This window comes from Paenibacillus pabuli, assembly GCF_039831995.1.
GTDB lineage: Bacteria > Bacillota > Bacilli > Paenibacillales > Paenibacillaceae > Paenibacillus > Paenibacillus pabuli_C.
Map to the genome: position 1 here is coordinate 301,474 of NZ_JBDOIO010000001.1, position 19,037 is coordinate 320,510.

Sequence of the window (19,037 nt, forward strand, 5' to 3'; positions counted from 1 at the left end):
ACTCTGGTCAATAAGGAGGATAGTCAATGAGTGAGAAAATTACTAAATTAACTGAAGAAGCCCGTAATCTCGTTCAGGATATCGAAGTAATCCGTGAGAATGAACCAGACAATGTAGAACTCATTAATTCTCAATTACAGCGACTGAAAGAGGTACGCGAAGAAATCTTCAAATTACATGAGCAGCAGGAGACTGGTAATACTGAATCGAATCCTGATACTCAGGGTTCCGGGGACGGATACGATCCAGGAGACGATGATGAGCCTGAGGAACCGGATGAGGATTTCGATGATGAAGAGGAATATGACAGCGACGACGATGATTCTGATGAGGATGATGAGGACTCAGATGAGGATTTCGACGAAGATTCAGATGAAGACTTCGACGAAGATTCTGATGAAGATTCCGACGAGGATCCTGACGAGGATTTCGATGATGACTCGGATGAAGATAACGATGAGGATTCTGACGAGGATAATGATCCTGATGAAAATGACAATCCCCCAGAAGGTCAGAGTAATCTGAACTATGTACCTGACAGTACGAAGGAATTAGCTGATGATTTCCAACGATCATTTCAGGATATGTCATTGACTAAAGAGCAGGAAAAGAAAATTGAGAATACTACAATGGAAGACTTGAAGGAAGAAGTTAAAGCTTCCGGAGTATGTTCGACTCTCACAATCTATAATTCTGATGGTGTTGAAGTTGGACCTCTACAAAAAGGTGAAATGTTTATTGCAGATATTCCTCTCGAACTGTTGCATCTTCCTCCTGCTGCCAGAATGAATTTACGTGAAGTTGAGGACTTGGAGATAAGTTTTGCCGAAGTTGGGCAGATTGAGCCTATTCATGTAATACCCTTCGAAGCATCAGAAGGTTTCATTATTGTAAGTGGTAAGCGTCGATTCGTTGCTGCAAGTAACTTATCTATGAGGACTATTCGGGCAGTTGTTGACACAACACGGAGTAAGACTTGGATTCGTTACCTTGAATTGGTGATTAACAGTACACGTAAGCCTTACAACTTTAAAGAGATTATGACTGCCGGTAACTTTGTCAATTCTAAACAACCTCACCTTTCTACTGATGTTATTGATAGACTCCTTGGTATTCCCCCTGGTTCATTCCTCGAAGGTAAAATGCTCCTAATTGAACCCGTCGATACAGAAATCCTTATGAAGCTGTCTATGGGTAAGCTAAGCATTACTCAAGCTTACAAAGCCTTGACTAAGAAACGCGAGAAAGAGGAAAAAGAGTTAGAGAAACTGGCCGCTGAGCAAGGGCTTGATCTTGGTGACCTACGTCCTGTAGATTATAGTGACGTCGATCGAACTCCTAACTATCAAACTACTGGTGATGGACGTCGACCTCTTGAGCGCTGGTTAACCGAAGCAATTGAGCGACGGGATAATCGTACTTGTCAGTGCTGTGGACTAGGTCATGACGAGGAATCCTATATTTCTTGTATTTACGAAAAACACCATATGATTCCGGTATCTAAGAATGGTCCGGATAGTGAAGACAATCTTATCTTACTTTGTAAGAACTGTCACTCTATTGTTCATGCTATTGTTGACGCTCGCTTCATGCCTGAAAAAGGCCGTGAAGAAGAGTTCCATAATCACATTGTACTTGCAAAAATCATCACTGATGGACCCGCAGGTTACACACCATTCGATAGGTACCAAAAGGAGTACATCAATTTCTGGGGTACACCTACACTAATACAGGAGGTTCAGTAATAATGAGTAATTTACGTTCAGCTAGGGGTTCTGCTACTAATGGTCAGAACGTACCGACTTCGCGAGGACAGGCAGGTAAGCAGGCCAACGCGAAGAAGGTGACACCAAAACGGGTAAAATTGATGACACTTTTACTTTCAATTTGTACCTGTATTTTCGCTATTCCTCTCGCTATTCAGGGGGCTTATGATGATCAAGCCTTGGTAGGTATTCCAACTATGCGTATCGCTATCTATGATTTGATCATTCTCGTAGTAATCAGTTTGATTACGCAAGGTATTTACCATCTCATGGGATCTACATCCAAGCAGAAACTTATCATTCAGGGTGATATTCTCAAGGTATTTATCCTTGTAGCACTTGCTATTTACGGAGCATTCCGCGGTATCCTTTACCTGTACATGTAATTAATCATCTTTATCGCGGCGGTAACACTAAGTTTTAGAAAAAATAAAGGAGGTATTAATCAATGGGTTGGATTATTCTGATTTTCTTTATCTGGCTTCTGTTCTTCAGTGGTAAGAAAAAGGGTCAATCTGGTGGTGGTCAACGTCCTAGCGGGCAGCCTACTATGAATGCAGCACCTCCGCCTAGACAACCTGCTCCTATGGTTGGTCCTGGTGGACCGGGACCTGGTGGACCTGGCGCTCCGGGTGGAATGCAACGTCCACCTGGACCTGGTCCGGGTGGTCCTGGTATGGGTGCTCCTGGTATGGGTCCTGGACCTGGTGGAATGCCAAATCGACCTCCTGGTCCGGGTGGTCCCGGTGGAATGCCTGGTGGTCCTGGTGCTCCTGGCGGAATGCCGAGACCTCCTGGTCCTGGTGGTCCTGGCGGTATGCCGGGTGGACCTCGTTCACAGGGTCCAAATTCTGTGGATGAGAGAAATAATAAAATCCTAAATATGACCAATACACCTAATATTGATATTTAGTTTAGATTTTTAGGAGGTTTATAGATTATGTTAGTGTCAGCATTATTGGAGAAATTACCTGAGTATAATTCTTTCATTCCTAGTATCTGTTTCTTCTGTGAGGAACCTTTAACTCTGAATGAGAAAATGACATCTCTTAAATGTGAAAATCCATTATGTGCCGGATTTTTAGGAAATCGAATTTCTGCGATGGCTGCTGTTCTGGGAATCAAGGGTTTCGGTGAAGCTGTATGTGAGGACATTGTTTACAAGCATGACCTCAAGAAAATTCATGAAATTTTTGAATTGGCACCAGAATCACTAACTGATCTATATCTTTCTGAGAACAATATCAAATTACACGGTAAATTGATCGATGGTATTACAAATGTGGTTTTATCTGATGCAATTACCTCAATGTGTCTGATAGGTATTGGTGATAAATTAGCACGGAAAATTTTCGAAGGTTATACTGATATGGATACTTTCTACGCTGATTTTGATACCGATGATCGTTTTATTATTAAGAAGCTTGGTAAGGAAGCTACAGCTCACGGATCAAGCGATTACAATTTCAAGAAGCAGATTCCTCATATTCGACAAGTACTCGAAGTCGGACGTGAGGAAATCTGTAAATTCGTTTCATACTTTACGATTAAACAGATTCCCAAGGATGCGATTAACATCACTATTACTGGTGGGGTACCTGGATATTCCAATAAAGAAAAATTCGTAGAAATGTTAAATTCTAAGTACTCCAAATATATCGTATTAAACAAGAGTCTAACAAAGGATATCAAGTATCTTATTGTAAATAGTAAGGAAGAGACCCGAAAAACTAAAGACGCTGCTAAATACGGTACAATTGTTTTAACTTCTGCTGAATTTGTCGAACTAGTTCAGGCTATGTAATCAAATTGGGGATCACTACAAGAAAAGAGGACTCGTATGTTTAAGGACTTTGATGTTGCGTTCCAACCTATATATAGAACAGGTAGCGACGATATCTTTGGTTTTGAAGTCCTACTTCGAAGTGATATTCCTCCAACTGAACTCTTTAGTCGTGCTAAAACTGTGAATGACTTTCATTTATTGGATAGGCAGAGTCGATCTCTTGCATCACAAAATTTTCATCTAAGTAACTCGACACTGTTCCTTAACAGTCATCCACTTACCGTGCTTTATGATGAATACTTTCATCAGGACATATATGACCTCCTTCATAACAATAATGTTGTAGTCGAAATAACTGAGCAAGAAATTCCAGACTTTGGATTACTCCAATACCGAATAGCACAACTTCGGGAAATGGGTGCTCATGTTGCTCTTGATGATTTTGGTACCGGGTATACAAATTTCCAGACACTGCGCTACATTCAACCTGACTTTTTGAAGATTGATCGGAGTTACATCGAATCATTAACTACTGACTTGACATCCAAACAGGTAACGGATTTTATCTTGCGTTATGCTACAGATTTGGAATGTCAAATAGTGGTTGAGGGAATTGAGGATTTCGATCAGTTAAATTATGTATCTGGTAATAATGTAGGATATGCGCAAGGATATTTACTAGGGGTACCGGTTTTGAGCGGTGAATTTCGAGGAACTTATTGTTAAGTTGACATACTACTAATTATTTGGTATAATATAGTAGATGTAATATGGAAGGTGGTCGGACAATCTATGTTTGAAATCCATGCAACCTCTGTTCGTAACGGCCATTATGAACTCGCTTATATTCATTTCAATGGCGAAACATACATAAATAATGGACCGATTACCGATTTGAGTTGGGTGGCCGCGGCACGTGCTAAAGAATTTGACTTCTATATCGATGCTGAGTTCGTAAGTAGAGAACTTTTCATTGATTGTAGGTACAGCAAGCTTCAAGGATTGAATGTTGTAAGTCAAAAACTACATTAAGGAGCTAATCCGCATGGCACATTCCGATTATGAGAAGTCCTTCCGTAAAATCATCAAAGACCTTTCGAAAGGCATCATGAAAATTGAGTTCTATAAGGTGAACACGCATGACTATCGTTTAGCTTATGGTACTACTAACCCGCAATTGGTCACTGACTATGGATTTTACTGGCAGGATACTGGGAAGTCTCCTCAAGAACTTGAAGAAGACCTCCAGAAAGATATGCACAATGGTATCATCAGATTCTACGATTTACAGCGTGGTGGATGGCGATCACTTCGTTACGACCACTCTATCGGACTTACTGAATATTCTAAGGAATTCTGTGAACTTCCTGAAAATTCTACACTCACATAATGTTTAAAAAATCGCGCGGTCAAATTGATCGCGTTTTTAATTTCTTAACGGAAATTTAAAGGTGGATAGTATATGTTAATTGATGGCTTAAATTTTAATGAACTGAATGGTGATTGTCAATCAGCTTTAATTGAGTACGCTCAGTTAAGTAGTACGCACGAAGCCGAGTTATACTTCAGTGGCAGAAAATTCCGATATGAGATTATAGACCTTAATGAAGCCAAGCGACGGTGTATGTCACTAAGTGAGGACTTATGGGGATGTACCGATTTCGATGATTATCATCAACTGTATTTACAGGGCGGTGATATACCTAATCATGGCGAATCACGCTGGCCTTGTATTGCACCGGGGTATGGTGAGTGGCTTGATGATGGTTGGCACCGATTTCATTCTTATGTACGTGATGGCGATAAATATATCCCGTTATTAACTTTCCAATAAGTTGATTTTATAAAGTCACTCAGATGTCGTAAACAGTAGCTGGTGGTGATAAAATATGGAAAAGTTGAAATTCGATAAATTTCTCGAACTTGCCGGAGATTCTAACTCCATCGGCTATGTTGTTTACGGACAAGATTTTATCTACAAGTTATTCCTAGATATTGCTAAGGCTAGCGATAACTACGAGGTAGTCGATCTGTCGAATAACTTGAAGGAGCAATTGAAACGGTTACGTTATCGGTCTCTGTTAGCTCCACGAAAGTTAGCGTTTTACACTGGCAAGGTTGATAAAGATGTCGTTGAACTTTTCAATCGCTATGTTGAAACAGCCGTACCGCATGTACTGATTATTATACACTATGAGGACAAGCCTCGGTTACTACGAAGCTTTGCTAAAGGTATAAAAATCGTTGATATGCGATATCCCGGTTATAACTGGGTTTCCGACTATACTAAACATCTTACACTCAAGTACAAAGCTGAATGGACTAAAGGTATTATGCGTTTCTTCCTTGCAAGAGTAGGACGCGAATACCAGAAGATTAATAACTACATTCAACTTCTGGTCGAGGGTGGAAACATCATCACAAAAGAGGATATACTCGATGTAGTTGAAGATGATTCACTTTCATCATCTTTCAAATTTTACAGTATGTTGGTGCAGAACTCTAAGGTTAAGAAACCCTATCAAGCTTACCAAGATTTTGTTGATAGCGGAATTAAACCTCAGAATCTGTGGTACGGATTCCGCGAATATGTGAGGTTATTGTACCAAGCAAAAATGCTGCGGATGTATGGAATCGTAATGCCGGGTTCTATTATCGAAATTAGAAAGCCGGCATTGGAAAAGTTACCTTTTGAACTTGGCGAAGATCACATTCTGTTGAAACCTGCCTACTACGTTGAACAGATGTTAGAGGTTGCAGATAGTGTGACGTTACGAAGAATACTCCAGGTTCAGCTCTTTATTGGCAGGTCGTTTAAAACGACAAAGACTGGCAAGTCATACGTGGACGAAAATGATGTTTTTATTTCATTTGTTAACATGTATAATAACGAAATGTCTTATATCGATCCTGAATTTGATTAAGTGATCAAGTACACGCTGTGGGAAACTACAGCGTGTGTTGTTTTTTTAATTGATGAATTATGGAAAATAATTTTGAAAAAGTTGGTATAAGGGCTTGTCAGATTGCTATTATTTTGATAAAATAAAGAAGTGGAAGTGAGTAATTGATACCGAAAGGTGTTAAAAAGAACTTTGTCTGGGAGGACGAAAAAGATGAATAATAAACCGGTGGTTCCATTTTACATGAAAGTCGATTCAGATATCACTGTATGGGTGCTTCAAAACGAGTCACTAGTAATGAAAGCAATTCGACACGGCTTAGGTCGTATGAGATTACGTCAATCGCAACATGCTGATGAAATTTATTCTGCATTCTTGACATACTTCGTTGAACGTCCTGCACGTGAAGAATTGGCTGAACAAATGGACAACCTCGAAGGGTTTATTTATAAAGAAGCATTTAACTTTACGCGTACATATTCAGTTTCTGTATTCCGTCGTAAAGAACACTCAATCTATGATGATAGCGAAAATGAGCGTTATGAAGGCGGTAAAGGTATTCCGCAATCTTACCTCAAAGCTGAAAGTCTTACTCCGGAAGAAATGACACTCGTTAAATCTGAGTGTGACCATATCTATGACAAACTTGATCTGTATGACGTTTACTTCCGTCAAGAAGGAATGCCTAAACGTTTCTACACTAAAAACTGGGTAACTGCCGCTTTCATCCTGGGCGGACCTACTAAAGATATTGCTTACGCACTTGGAATCAGTGAATCTACTTTTGAAGGTTGGAACCGTAAGATCCGTGGTATCATGGAACGCGATTCCGAGAAGTTCACTGACTTGATGGAAGATATCAAAACTCTTATCGGTGGTTCTAACTCCGGTTGGGAACCAGCTATCGAGTACGAAGAAGAGTATATCGAAGATGAAGATACTGGATTCAATACAGGTTTCAGAACTGATATGTACGGTATCGAAAACTCCATCTAGGACTTATAAAAGTATTTGGCCCTCAGCGAGTTAATCGCTGGGGGTTTTATTATCTCCCTAAATTGTCCTATAATGTCTAAATTTGCTAAGATAAGCTATTTATGTTATAATAAGGTATAGAGTTAATGTAGCTGAAATAAGAAGGGATGGGAAAATAATGTCAGTTGCTACGCTATGTGAAAAGCAGACATTATCGCAGGTTAAGTCGGCTCTTAAAAAGGGTGAGCACTGGATCGGGTATTTATGCCCTAGCAAATGCAGCCCTTCAGAAAGTTATCCTTATGACATTTCTGTACTTCGTACTTTCACTCCAGATGACGTGTTCCCTACTCCTGGTCACCAGGTTGGGAGTTTCGATGCATTTGTTAACTCTTTTGCTTACCACTATTGTAATAATCAGCACGGTAAAACTGTACATTTCTATAGAATTTCTTAAAGGTTCGTGGTCTGAAATACGTGTGCTTCGATCATCAACCACTCTATACAATTAAGTAAAAGTAAGGTTACTTAGTTGAAATAGAGTGGTTTTCATTTTATATAACGATCGGAGTGATCATAATGAATCGAGCATTTAACGGAATTATTGAAACTTACAGTGGAATCGAATTTAATATAATGCAACCTCAAGCTGAACTTATCAAACTCATGGATATCGCTCATGCCTTACCTCTGATTTGTGTTTTCGGTGGTCAGTGTGATCAGTTCAGCAGTGTAGGAACGCATGCACTTAATTTATCCTATCTCCTTGAAACTAAGGGTTATAGCTACCGGCACCAATTACTAGCACTGGTTCAAAGTTTCGCACAAGCTTATACAGGTCAAATTCCTGAATACATTAAATCAGCTTTTCCTGTAGTACAGGAAATCGAAAATCGTGTTGCTGAGCAGATCAATATTGGACTGAGAATCCCGGAATTTACGGCTGATGAATATAAAATCGTTGAACGATATAATATAATGTTGCAATCACATGAAGCATATATGCTCAAGAAGTGTTTAACTTACAATATCGAACCCATCATCTTCCCTGACATTCACGTCAATGAGGGAAGTCACTACGATGTCAAATCTAGCATTCTGTCAAGATTCCATGAGTTGAATATGAGTGTATTGTCAGATGGTATGTACGCTTAGGTAATCGCTAACAAGTACAATTTTGAAATTTGTAGTCTATATGTGAAGCTCGTAGGATTTTGAAGGTATTAAATGGAAAATTTATACATTACACGACAAAATTCGACATATAAACAGTGGAAAAATTGGAAAAAATACTTGACATTCGACAGTAAAACTAAAAACAATCTCTTTTTAGCTCTAGGATAAACACAATAGATTTGATATAATGTGATTAGAGGGATGGGAAAATGGGTAAAATACTATTGTATTAACATAAAAATAATCGGACAACCATTGTCCCTGACATAATTCCAAATGGAAGAAGGCTAATTACATTGAAGAAAAATCTACCTGTATTTAACCATGAAACCGAATATGTTCCGAAAGTGGCTAGCATGCTATCTTTGGGTGGTACTGTAATCGTTTGCGGTGATTTGACTCACCTGAAAACTGACTTTGTACCTCGACTACTTAAAGAAGTAGACGAATATTATTCATCTTTTAACATCAGTTTTCATGAACATCCAGCTGGTTTTTCGAATAAGACTATAGCACAAACATTGGATGGTAAACTACTTTGCATTGCAGGACATCCTGAAACAGCTTTAGCTCGTTATGCCAAAAAATTAGGCATAACTATGGAAGATTTACTTGAACGGACTGACTATGTTCTTTACGTAGAGAGTTCTGACAAAGTTTTCATCTCCGATCTAGCTGCTGATTTCTCTGATTTCGATTTTTTGATGGAAAGTAAATCTGAAAATGTTATTCATTCGATAGATAAGATAGCTCATATGTCCGACTACAAGTCCTTCCTTAATCATTATAATTAAGTAAGATATATTGAAAGGTTTGGATTTTCATATAACAGTGCAGATGTGATGCATTAATTTAGTCGACTATGTATATGGGCGATACGGGAATGTATAAATCTGCATTTATAGGAAAGAGTGATCTTAATGATTAGTCACATGGAATCGGATAGCACGCCTAAAAAAGAAAACTTATGCTCTGTTGAATTTATCGATGAGGACAAGCCTAACATGCGTCCTTCTGGACCGAGTTATTTGGTGACTCTCGATCAGGCAAAGAACGTACCTGCTGTCTCTTGGGAAAAGGAAGGATTATTTCTCACGCTAAATGGGTACTGGTACTTCTTTAATAGAGCGCGCGATTTAAAGATTAGTGTTTCTGATTTTTTACGTGACGCTGGTTTTGTATCAATTATATCTAAAAATAAACAAATTGAAGAACCTTATGAACGTTTTACTATGTGGGTATCTCCTGAAAATAAATTGATTACTCGTCGAGAGTATTCACGTCATCAGTATTTAGCTAAGAAGAAAAGTATTCCGGTCAAAGAACACTTAATTGAACTTGGCTACTTCCGTTTAAAAGATACCGAATCTAAAAATAAGTCTGGAGAGTGAAAAACTAAATGACTTATAGTCCTACGGGATTAAACTTAGTCACTAATTACACTTATGGTTTAAAATATATGTCCTCTCTACGAACTATTAAACTAACTCTATTTAAATTCGGATACATACTTAAACTGAGGATTGTACTGGGGATGTTTTAGCATGTCGTTATCGCTGAAAATACCTTTAATTTTGATAGTCGTCCTTGCTGTTAGTGCGTTGCTCATATACCTTGATATATTTTACTCAACAGTATGTTACTGGTCTGTTTGGGCAGTAATATCCTATATAAATTATCGTCGTAAGCATCAACGGAAAGGGTGATTTTATTGCTTCGTAATGATATTAGACCTTCATTACATGATGTGCTGGAAAATGTATCTCGCATCGGGTCGCTAATTTACGAACTGCATCAGCTTGATAAAAAGCTATTCTCCTCTGAAAATATGAAATCTGAAACTACTATGCGCTATAATGGCGCATTTTCTCTTTTGGACTCTAATATGCCTTCAGAAGCTTTGAAACATATCACTGATTATTTCGATGAAACTCCAAGTGAACCTGTAACCGGTAACGAAGTAAACTTACTGCTTGATTTATTACGTAAATCTCGTATGCAGTTTTCTGACGTCGCATCAGACGAGATTATTACTGAAGGTCGTTACACTGCTTTGGCACGATTGGTATACATATCATGGGAAGGCGACGAGAGAGTATTCGGTTATCAGCTTTACGATAACATCGGAAAAATTAAAGTTGCTGTTACCGTTGGACGCATGGTTGAACTTACAATGGAAAAAGGTTGCCGTAATGCTGAGATACTGCAAGAGGAAAATGCCCAATTTTATCAGGTACAGATCACTGAGGATATCCCTCGCATTGAAACAAGTGAAGCTGCTATTCGTGAATTGGTAAATGCCGCTTTATTCCAGGACGATACATACTATACTTTCGATATGACTACACTTTTACGTGTTGGATGTTTAAAACGTTTATACTTATCAGTTAAATAATGCTTAACCTTTTTTAAATCCTTCCCAGTATTGGGAAGGATTTTTATTGTTTAGGGGGACTATTATGCACTATGTTGAAGCACTTAAGGAATATTCTGGTTACTACGATCGGATCCTACTCGAGATTAACGCTGAAATTGAAGTTTCTGGGATGAGTAACGAACTCCAGAATAGGCTTATTCGTTATACTAATGCTAACTCCTCTGCGCAAGAATTAATCACTAACTATGAGAAGAACATCAGGGGGAATTTATCACATGGCTCGAGTACTAATCACTGACGATGCAGCTTTTATGCGAATGATGCTTAAGGACATCCTTGTAAAAGGTGGTCATGAGGTAGTTGGCGAGGCCTCCGACGGAGGTCAGGCAGTAATTAAATATGGAGAACTTCTGCCTGATATTGTAACTATGGATATTACTATGCCAAATGTAGATGGTATTTGTGCACTTAAAGAGATTCGTGAAAAGTACCCTAATGCTAAAATTGTGATGTGTTCCGCTATGGGACAACAAGCACTGGTTATGGATGCAATCAGTCACGGAGCAAAAGACTTCATCGTTAAACCCTTCCAGCCTGAACGAGTACTGTTGGCCATCGGTAGTATCGCTTAGTTATGACAAAGAGTAGACATCGTCTACTCTTTTTTTTAGTTTTAAAATTAATTATGTATCCCTTAAGTATCGTATTAATTAATAGATGATGAAAGAAAAGTAGTGATTTATTATTGAGGTGAGTCTCTTGTACGAAAAAACGGGCACTTACAGTTTCAAATATAACGGCAAAGACTATAAATCTATAGCTGACTTCTGTCGTAAGCATGAAATTAATGAAAGCACTTTTCGTGGCAGATTGGCATTGAAATGGACTTTTGATCAGGCATTAAATGACGCTGTAACTAAAAAAGGTGTCACTTTTGAAGGACGTAAATATAGTTCAATTGAATCCTTGGCAGAAGAAAAAGGTATTGTTTACTCATCTCTTAGGAAAAGATTAAATAAAGGAATGACTCTTGAGGAAGCGTTATCAAAACCATTCAAAAAGAGACATAACGCACGTCAAGTTGAAATAGCGGGTAAAGTGTACGATAGCATATCATCCTTAGCACGAGAAAAAGGTATAGATAAGGATAAGCTAATTGCGATGGTTAATACTCGGGAAAACATCGAGACCGCGGTACATGATGCCGAGACTCTTACCCGCGAAGTCGAATTGTGGGGCACGAGTTATAAAAGTTTATCCGATTTAGCTACAAAATATTCTGTTGATCCTTCTACCCTTGCCTTCCATTTTAGAAAGGAAGATACAAGCCTCGAAGACGCTTTAATGGAATGCTTAAATAAAGGTATAACTTATAAAGGGGTTAAGTACGAATCATTCACCTCATTATGTGCGGACTACGGGCATATGAGTGGTAACGTGTACGCTAGATTAGTTGAGGGATGGGCCCTAGACGAGTCACTAACTCGGGAAATATTAAATAACCATAAAAATAAATTTATGTACAAAGGTAACGCTTTTCCTAGCCGATGGAGTTTATTGAGATATTATGGTATATCTAGGTCGATTGTAGACCATATATCAAAAAGTGACAATATCCCTTGGGATGTTGCGTTTGATCTTGTTGTAACATTCTTAGATGAGTGTAAAGGCGAAAGACCTATTATTGTAACTAAGCTCCCTCTGGTTATATACAATGGTATATGGTTTAAAAGTATATCTGATTTCCTTAAGCACATAGGATTAACAGCAAGCGTATTTACACATGAATCAATACGTTTAGGTACTTCAGATATATTTGATGTGGTTGACTCACTTAAAAGTAAAACGATTAATAAGTATAATTACAAAGGTGAAATACTAACCTACACTGAGTTGAAAAAGATACTGGGTAGCAGTATAACCAACTATGTACGTAGAGGTCAGGTGGAATTGATTAGTACTGCTAAGCACGTAAAATGCAGTTACAACCCTACAGGTTACTGTTTGGATTGCAGAAGTGCATATACGAAATATAAAAACAATTACATTGAAAGTTACAAAAATGGTGGTAATATCTCGCACTTTGTGTCACTCTGACAGATAGATAATAAGCACGAAAATAAAATGACCCACTAGGAGATGTGTCCAATGACTAAAAAATATAGATCGTACAGCAAGAAAGAATTCGAATTTAAACTTCGCGAAATCTACAAGAACAATAATCTCTTCTGTAAATTAGTTGACGTGACAGAAAGAGTTGGAGAAATTGTTCCTGTGTACGAGCATGTTTATAGTGTACCAACCAAAAGCAGTGCCGTGGCACTCTTGATCTACTCCTCTGTAGATATTCGTAATGCACGTACACGTGAAATTGGTAGCGATGCTGTACGTATCGTAATGCAATGGACAATAAAAAAACGCAACGCTGAAGGTCAGGTAATTGCAACTAAACGAGTTTACCGTAAAATAGCTAAGCATTTGCGGATTGATACCCTATTTCAAAATCTGGAGAAAACAATCCTTAGTAACTATACGACAACTGATCTCAAGTATAAAGATTTTACAGCAGAGAAGGACTTTTTTACTGGTCTTTCCTGATCAATTTACATATTTTATATCATATTATCGTTCAGATCAATATAGTATATGAAGGTAAGGAGATAAATAAAAGGAAAGCAGGTGCAAGACTGAGCATGAGTACAATTACAAGAAAAGTCTCTGAATTATGTAATTATTTCAACGCTAGCGGTGATACTGTACCTGCTCTCGCATCTGGAGTTGTAGTTATCTTATGGCTGAACAGCTAAAAATTTATGTAGGATTGGTATTCCAAGAGGATATAATCCATATTAAGTTAATACAGGCTAAAGATATCGAACAAATGATGGAACTAGCAAAACATAATGAATCTATTATGGTTTTTGAGAACGTCAATTTTAGTTCACGCGAGCAAGTAGTCGCTATCTGTAAGCAAATCGCTGGCGGTGAGCGTGTTGATGTCATTGCCTCTTGTTCAAACCTATTTAAACCTGTATACAAAAAATTCTATATACTCCCTGGAGGTTTTTAATTTGCGGAAATTGACGCCAGAATCACGGTATGATATGAATGTAATTCAAGATGTGATTGACAAAATTTGTTCCGAAGGTGTTCTGATTGATGATAAGACTACGGTCGAATTAATGTTAGAACTTGAGGGTAAGATTGAGAGTTCCAACGCATTGGCTGAGCAAATTCTTAATGAAAAGTTCGATTGGGATTTCATCAACGTTAAGTCTCCAAAGCAATTGTCAGACTTTTACACGCACTGGGGATACGCTAAATATGGAAACCCTGGCAAGGCTGGGACTAACTTCCCTACTGAATGTTTGGAAAAGATCATTGAACTCGATGACCAAATGAAAGAGATTACCCAGCTATTTATCAATATCATGGCTGACAGATACAGTCTCAGTGCAATGGAGAGCGTACGTAAACACGGACAGCCTACTGAAGCTGACGGGATTAGTATCGTATATCCTGAATACTCACAAGCTGATTCTGGGCGAATTCATTTCACTAAACCTAATCTGTCTAATCTTGGCGAACGTAAGCGTATGGTGGTTGCCGGAGAAGGGTATAAGTTGATTTCTTTCGACTATAAAAACCAAGAACCCTGGATTATCGCTAATATGTTAGGACTTGAATCTGTATTGAAACGTATGGAAGCAGGAGAAGATTACTACCGCGCACTTGCTGAGGAATATTGTGGAATTACAATCAGTGATGCAGATAGAAAACCTTTTAAAACTTCTGTAATCGCCATTGGTTATCTTTGTACTCTACCTACAGCACTCAACGGTATTCCGGACCATTTGAGACAAACAGTTAAGGATTTTTATAGCGTATTTACAAAATTACCTGAATTTGTTGCATTCAGAGAGAAAGTTCAGGAATGTTTCGATGGCGACAGGACAATGAGAACCTATTTTAACACTCCTTGGGAAGTTGCACATTACCGTGGCATGAATTACAGTACCTGGGAGAGATCGGCATTCAATCGTCCTTTCCAGGCTACCGGTGTAGATATTCTTTTCTTCGCACTCGAAGGATTAGAGGAAATTTACAAAGAGATCGGCGGCGATATTCGGACATACATCACACTGCATGATGAGGTTGTAATCCGAGTTAAAGAGGAACTTGTCACTGACGAACTTGTGGAAAAACTTCGCAATGCTGTACTTTTCGATGTTGAAGGTTGGACGCAGTTGCGGGTAGATACGAAGATCCTTGACACATGGTTAGATAAATAAACTACTGGGGTACTCTTAATGGGTACCCTTTTATTTTAGATATATCTTTCACTTCTCATTTAAAGTTTCTATATGTAAAGAAAAGAGGTTATTTGATGGAACATGTATGCCAAGGAAACTGTGATAAGGATACTAATACTTCGAGAAACCACGAATACCCGACACTCGGCGAAGTCGATCAATATGAACTATCTGAAGAAACAATTTTAGGTAGACTCGTTCACGGTAGGAATTACTATTGTGCGTACTGCGCAGCTCTTTACCGAAGAAGTGGTTATCAACTAAGAATTGTATCGCAAATCGAGAATAAGGTATAAACCACATCAACTAGAACCTACTGTAAAGGGGAATCTACATGGAAAAGTTATTACAAACAATACTCAGTGCGACTGAATCTTTCAAGCTACATAATTTAAGCGTCTATGTAGAATCTGACGATATTGGGTATTTATCGATACATCATATCGAAGGCGGTCTTCCTCTATTACTGATTAACCGTATGGACAAAGCTTATGCTATCCAGGACGAATCTTTCGATGGTATTATGGGTATTGGCAAGCTATTGATAAGCCAGGGATATAATGTATATTCTCCTGAACGGTTCATACTTCTTTATGATACACCTTTGGAGGTACTCGATGTTAGAAGTCGCCCATAGTGGAAATATATTCGCTTGGATATTTTTACTGCTTTCATTTTTATTCGCCTATGGTCTACTTTGGAACAAGGATTTTGTAGTAAACAGAGATAAGAGATTTCTACGAATTAAAACTTTTGATCGACATTATATGTACCCTTTCATGACACCTTATATCTTAAGGATTATTTTACGGTTGAGGGCAATTGTGGCGATTATTGTTTGTTATAAGGTAGCTTCACAGATTGCTATTTATATGACATAATTCCGGCCATCGCTTATGCGGTGGTTTTTTATATGTAAGAAAATGTTAGAAAATGTATGCGAGAAAGTGGAAAAAACGAGGGAAAAAGGTTGAAAAATGAGACAAACCCTTAAAATTTCTTATAGGTAGTAGTAATGCTGAGGTATTTGAAAGTTGTCGTTTGATTTTACTCTCCATTAAGGCGTTAATATTGCCTGATAATTAGGTAAATGTAGGAAAGGGAAAACGGCTAAGGGCTTGAAAAGCTAAAAACAAGTACTTTATCTCGTCTATATCTTTTCTAATATATCAACTACTTCTGATACCACAAAACTTCAAGACCAAATATCTGAAACCGTGAAAGGATCGATGAATTATGTATAAAACATAATCTATCCCTCTGGAGGTTAATAACATGACAAACATCTATGCATTTCCTAAAAACGACCGTAACGAGGGGAGAACGGAAAAAATGACAAACAACAATCTATATATCTACTTTGACTGCCGCGAGGTGAACGGAATTACTTGTGGGGCTGCTATATATCAACGTGAGGGTTCAGCTGTAGACTTGCACAAGAAATTTGTATCTTTCGATAAGGTTCAAGGTGAGAACAATTTCCATCACTCTTTCAAGGCATTAATCGTGGGGCTTCAGGCATACCTTGAAATTGCTAATCGATATCCTAACCATAATATCACACTGATGAATCAAAATAAGCAGATTTTCACTTGGTTAGAAGAAGGCGTAAATAATCCAGCTTATGCGGAACTGCTTGACGAAGTGGACGAGTTGTTGGCACGGATGGACTTGAGCAAGCTTCGTTCTAAGGTAATTGAAGGTAAAGCTAATCGTGCAAAAAAATTATTGATGGCGATTAAGGAGAAAGCTGGGGATCGACCAATGAACCTCTCTCGTATTCAAGAACGACAAACTTCTGTACGCCGTCTGAAAATGGGGTAATTATTTAAATGATAAACGCAAACGATCTTGTCCTTTTTCTACAGGATAAAGGACATGACGTTCAGCTGATGGACAACGCTATTCGAATAGATCAAAATGTATTTATTATATACACGCAGTTTCATATCTATTCCGATAATAGTTGGAACTTGATCAATAGTATTCGTGATTTAAGGTTTAGTTCCGGTAAAGGGACTGATTATATTTTAATTGGTGCAGGGTTAGCATTTGCTTTTACTCTCACTAATAACATCATTTACGACGAAGAATTTTATTTCGCGGATAGAAACGAAGCTGAACTTTACACTAACTATCTGAACCCTGATATTTGCGAAAACTTTTTCGATATTGGGAAATATGTAAATTTACTTGAAATGGTCGCAGCATAACATTAAAAATTATGTTCAGTCTTAACACATGAACTTTCAGACGAAGCCAGTTTTTGCTGAATACTTTATAAATAAATAACATCTCTGAGCAAGAAGTGGAACTCACATAACTTAGTGGACTGAACTTAAGACTAAAAACTTAAGGTCTGGTGGGAAATTCACAATGGAAAATAGTCGTACTAATGCATACACTCTAGACGTACCAGTTATCGAAGTACTCGAACATGGTGAGATTCTTGATTATATGCTTGCTGTAATTGAGGAATGTAATGTATCTAATAAGAATGAATTAATGGAAGCGCTCCGGCAAATGAGTACATCGTCGCTGCTCGCACACTATCCTGATGTAAGGGAATTATATTCACTTCATATCAGGAACGAAGCACTTTCTGTGATGTGTGAAGAGGTACAGGAAATTGGGCCTGATGCCTTTATGAAGAAATACTTGGAGGGTGCGAACAGTGACGAAACTAAAAATTATCATTGAGTATGACGGGTGTAAACCTATTGTTCATGAAACAACTCTTGATATTCGAAAAGTGGATCTGATTAATCGAAGTTCCAACTTGCCTAAACCGAAAACTGTTCGAAGAATTTTACACTAATTTACGAAAGAGGTAACTGATATGTCAATTAACGAAATCGCTAAGGATTTAACGGCAAAGGGTCAGAAAGCTGAAGTACGTGACGGTAAACTGTTTATCGATGGGATTCATATCCCTGTTGTTGCTAAGGAAGATCAGCCATATATGAGCGACTGTCCTAACGGAGTATGTAACATTTAATTTGATGTACGGGGAGGATTTATATTGTTTGCAATCGTAGTATTTCACTCGAGTAGCAATTTGACTGAAATTGCTTATGGAACTGAGGAACAGGTTGATTATGCAATTAATTATATGGATCCTTTCGCCGAACACTTTAGTAAATATACCTTTGAGACAACTGATGCTGTAAGAACAGCTGTATTCAATGTTATGGCGAATATTGAAGCTTGTAAGCTTATCAACTTGGAGAAGTCATCGTCAAGTGAATAATTACAAACACACTATAACACTTTAGGAGGATGTTCCTGATGGCGATCCTGAGTAGTAAATCGGGTAATCTCATTAACACATCGGATTTCACCTGTGGCGAGTGCGGAAACTTGACTATCCCTTTACCTCGTCGAAGGCATCATAAAGGTAAATCGTGCAAGAAAGACGGGCATGTAAAACATTTATGGTGTCACCATTGTAAAAAGGTAACTGCACAAATAGAAAAGATCCGGCGTCATTAATAGGCGCTGAATCTTACAATAATAATCAGGCATTCGAACAACCGTTAGATGCTTAAATAAGGGCACCTAACCTGGTGCCTTTTTTGATGTCCCAAATAAATCGTTTAAATTAGGTAGTAAGTGAAAGAATGCGGAATAAATTGTAATGTAAAAATGAAAGAGGTCGATAATTTTGTATAAGTTAATCACAGTATCTCCAACACCAGCACTGGGGGTTTCATTAAAAATTAGGAACTACGATATGTTGGA

The 19,037-nt window shown here is 38.2% G+C and carries 25 protein-coding genes; all 25 read left to right on the plus strand.

Features of this window, described 5'->3' with window-relative positions; translation table 11 throughout:
- Window positions 1-26: 26 nt before the first annotated feature.
- The 25 genes from ABGV42_RS01960 (at window position 27) to ABGV42_RS02080 (ending at window position 18,546) form a co-directional block, all read left to right on the plus strand.
- Complete coding sequence (locus ABGV42_RS01960) at window positions 27-1,745, plus strand: ParB N-terminal domain-containing protein (RefSeq protein WP_347380145.1); 1,719 nt, start codon at window positions 27-29, stop codon at window positions 1,743-1,745.
- A 2-nt stretch (window positions 1,746-1,747) separates the two neighbouring features.
- On the plus strand, window positions 1,748-2,152 hold the full coding sequence (locus tag ABGV42_RS01965; protein ID WP_347380146.1) for a hypothetical protein: 405 nt from the start codon (window positions 1,748-1,750) through the stop codon (window positions 2,150-2,152).
- Window positions 2,153-2,214: 62 nt separating this feature from the next.
- The gene (locus tag ABGV42_RS01970; RefSeq protein WP_347380147.1) at window positions 2,215-2,679 is read left to right on the plus strand and encodes a hypothetical protein; all 465 of its coding nucleotides are present in this window, start codon (window positions 2,215-2,217) and stop codon (window positions 2,677-2,679) included.
- Between the two features lie 27 nt (window positions 2,680-2,706).
- Window positions 2,707-3,570 (plus strand): hypothetical protein, encoded by an 864-nt coding sequence (locus ABGV42_RS01975; RefSeq protein WP_347380148.1) that lies wholly within the window; start codon window positions 2,707-2,709, stop codon window positions 3,568-3,570.
- Window positions 3,571-3,606: 36 nt separating this feature from the next.
- The gene (locus tag ABGV42_RS01980) at window positions 3,607-4,278 is read left to right on the plus strand and encodes an EAL domain-containing protein (protein WP_347380149.1); all 672 of its coding nucleotides are present in this window, start codon (window positions 3,607-3,609) and stop codon (window positions 4,276-4,278) included.
- Window positions 4,279-4,344: 66 nt separating this feature from the next.
- On the plus strand, window positions 4,345-4,584 hold the full coding sequence (locus ABGV42_RS01985) for a hypothetical protein (RefSeq protein WP_347380150.1): 240 nt from the start codon (window positions 4,345-4,347) through the stop codon (window positions 4,582-4,584).
- 13 nt (window positions 4,585-4,597) lie between these two features.
- Complete coding sequence (locus ABGV42_RS01990; protein ID WP_347380151.1) at window positions 4,598-4,942, plus strand: SH3 beta-barrel fold-containing protein; 345 nt, start codon at window positions 4,598-4,600, stop codon at window positions 4,940-4,942.
- Between the two features lie 72 nt (window positions 4,943-5,014).
- Window positions 5,015-5,386: a hypothetical protein gene (locus ABGV42_RS01995; protein ID WP_347380152.1), complete on the plus strand. Its 372-nt coding sequence runs from the start codon at window positions 5,015-5,017 to the stop codon at window positions 5,384-5,386.
- Between the two features lie 55 nt (window positions 5,387-5,441).
- Window positions 5,442-6,476, plus strand: coding sequence for a hypothetical protein (locus ABGV42_RS02000; RefSeq protein ID WP_347380153.1), 1,035 nt, complete (start codon window positions 5,442-5,444; stop codon window positions 6,474-6,476).
- Between the two features lie 192 nt (window positions 6,477-6,668).
- On the plus strand, window positions 6,669-7,451 hold the full coding sequence (locus ABGV42_RS02005; protein ID WP_347380154.1) for a hypothetical protein: 783 nt from the start codon (window positions 6,669-6,671) through the stop codon (window positions 7,449-7,451).
- A 558-nt stretch (window positions 7,452-8,009) separates the two neighbouring features.
- Window positions 8,010-8,585, plus strand: a complete 576-nt coding sequence (locus ABGV42_RS02010; protein ID WP_347380155.1) for a hypothetical protein — start codon at window positions 8,010-8,012, stop codon at window positions 8,583-8,585.
- Between the two features lie 317 nt (window positions 8,586-8,902).
- On the plus strand, window positions 8,903-9,400 hold the full coding sequence (locus ABGV42_RS02015; protein WP_347380156.1) for a hypothetical protein: 498 nt from the start codon (window positions 8,903-8,905) through the stop codon (window positions 9,398-9,400).
- A gap of 126 nt (window positions 9,401-9,526) precedes the next feature.
- The gene (locus tag ABGV42_RS02020; RefSeq protein ID WP_347380157.1) at window positions 9,527-9,997 is read left to right on the plus strand and encodes a hypothetical protein; all 471 of its coding nucleotides are present in this window, start codon (window positions 9,527-9,529) and stop codon (window positions 9,995-9,997) included.
- A 320-nt stretch (window positions 9,998-10,317) separates the two neighbouring features.
- The gene (locus ABGV42_RS02025; RefSeq protein WP_347380158.1) at window positions 10,318-11,001 is read left to right on the plus strand and encodes a hypothetical protein; all 684 of its coding nucleotides are present in this window, start codon (window positions 10,318-10,320) and stop codon (window positions 10,999-11,001) included.
- A 257-nt stretch (window positions 11,002-11,258) separates the two neighbouring features.
- The gene (locus ABGV42_RS02030) at window positions 11,259-11,615 is read left to right on the plus strand and encodes a response regulator (RefSeq protein WP_347380159.1); all 357 of its coding nucleotides are present in this window, start codon (window positions 11,259-11,261) and stop codon (window positions 11,613-11,615) included.
- Window positions 11,616-11,742: 127 nt separating this feature from the next.
- On the plus strand, window positions 11,743-13,080 hold the full coding sequence (locus ABGV42_RS02035) for a hypothetical protein (RefSeq protein ID WP_347380160.1): 1,338 nt from the start codon (window positions 11,743-11,745) through the stop codon (window positions 13,078-13,080).
- 51 nt (window positions 13,081-13,131) lie between these two features.
- Complete coding sequence (locus tag ABGV42_RS02040) at window positions 13,132-13,581, plus strand: hypothetical protein (RefSeq protein WP_347380161.1); 450 nt, start codon at window positions 13,132-13,134, stop codon at window positions 13,579-13,581.
- 193 nt (window positions 13,582-13,774) lie between these two features.
- Window positions 13,775-14,053, plus strand: coding sequence for a hypothetical protein (locus ABGV42_RS02045; RefSeq protein ID WP_347380162.1), 279 nt, complete (start codon window positions 13,775-13,777; stop codon window positions 14,051-14,053).
- A gap of 1 nt (window position 14,054) precedes the next feature.
- Window positions 14,055-15,275, plus strand: a complete 1,221-nt coding sequence (locus ABGV42_RS02050; RefSeq protein WP_347380163.1) for a DNA polymerase — start codon at window positions 14,055-14,057, stop codon at window positions 15,273-15,275.
- A gap of 355 nt (window positions 15,276-15,630) precedes the next feature.
- Window positions 15,631-15,933 (plus strand): hypothetical protein, encoded by a 303-nt coding sequence (locus ABGV42_RS02055; RefSeq protein ID WP_347380164.1) that lies wholly within the window; start codon window positions 15,631-15,633, stop codon window positions 15,931-15,933.
- 638 nt (window positions 15,934-16,571) lie between these two features.
- Complete coding sequence (locus ABGV42_RS02060) at window positions 16,572-17,120, plus strand: hypothetical protein (protein WP_347380165.1); 549 nt, start codon at window positions 16,572-16,574, stop codon at window positions 17,118-17,120.
- 8 nt (window positions 17,121-17,128) lie between these two features.
- A complete protein-coding gene (locus tag ABGV42_RS02065) occupies window positions 17,129-17,509 on the plus strand; it encodes a hypothetical protein (RefSeq protein ID WP_347380166.1) in 381 nt (126 codons plus the stop codon).
- Between the two features lie 163 nt (window positions 17,510-17,672).
- Window positions 17,673-17,996 carry a hypothetical protein gene (locus ABGV42_RS02070; RefSeq protein ID WP_347380167.1) on the plus strand — a complete coding sequence of 108 codons (324 nt, stop codon included), beginning with the start codon at window positions 17,673-17,675 and terminating at the stop codon, window positions 17,994-17,996.
- A gap of 139 nt (window positions 17,997-18,135) precedes the next feature.
- The gene (locus ABGV42_RS02075; RefSeq protein ID WP_347380168.1) at window positions 18,136-18,294 is read left to right on the plus strand and encodes a hypothetical protein; all 159 of its coding nucleotides are present in this window, start codon (window positions 18,136-18,138) and stop codon (window positions 18,292-18,294) included.
- A gap of 24 nt (window positions 18,295-18,318) precedes the next feature.
- Window positions 18,319-18,546 (plus strand): hypothetical protein, encoded by a 228-nt coding sequence (locus tag ABGV42_RS02080; RefSeq protein WP_347380169.1) that lies wholly within the window; start codon window positions 18,319-18,321, stop codon window positions 18,544-18,546.
- The last annotated feature ends 491 nt before the right edge of the window (window positions 18,547-19,037 follow it).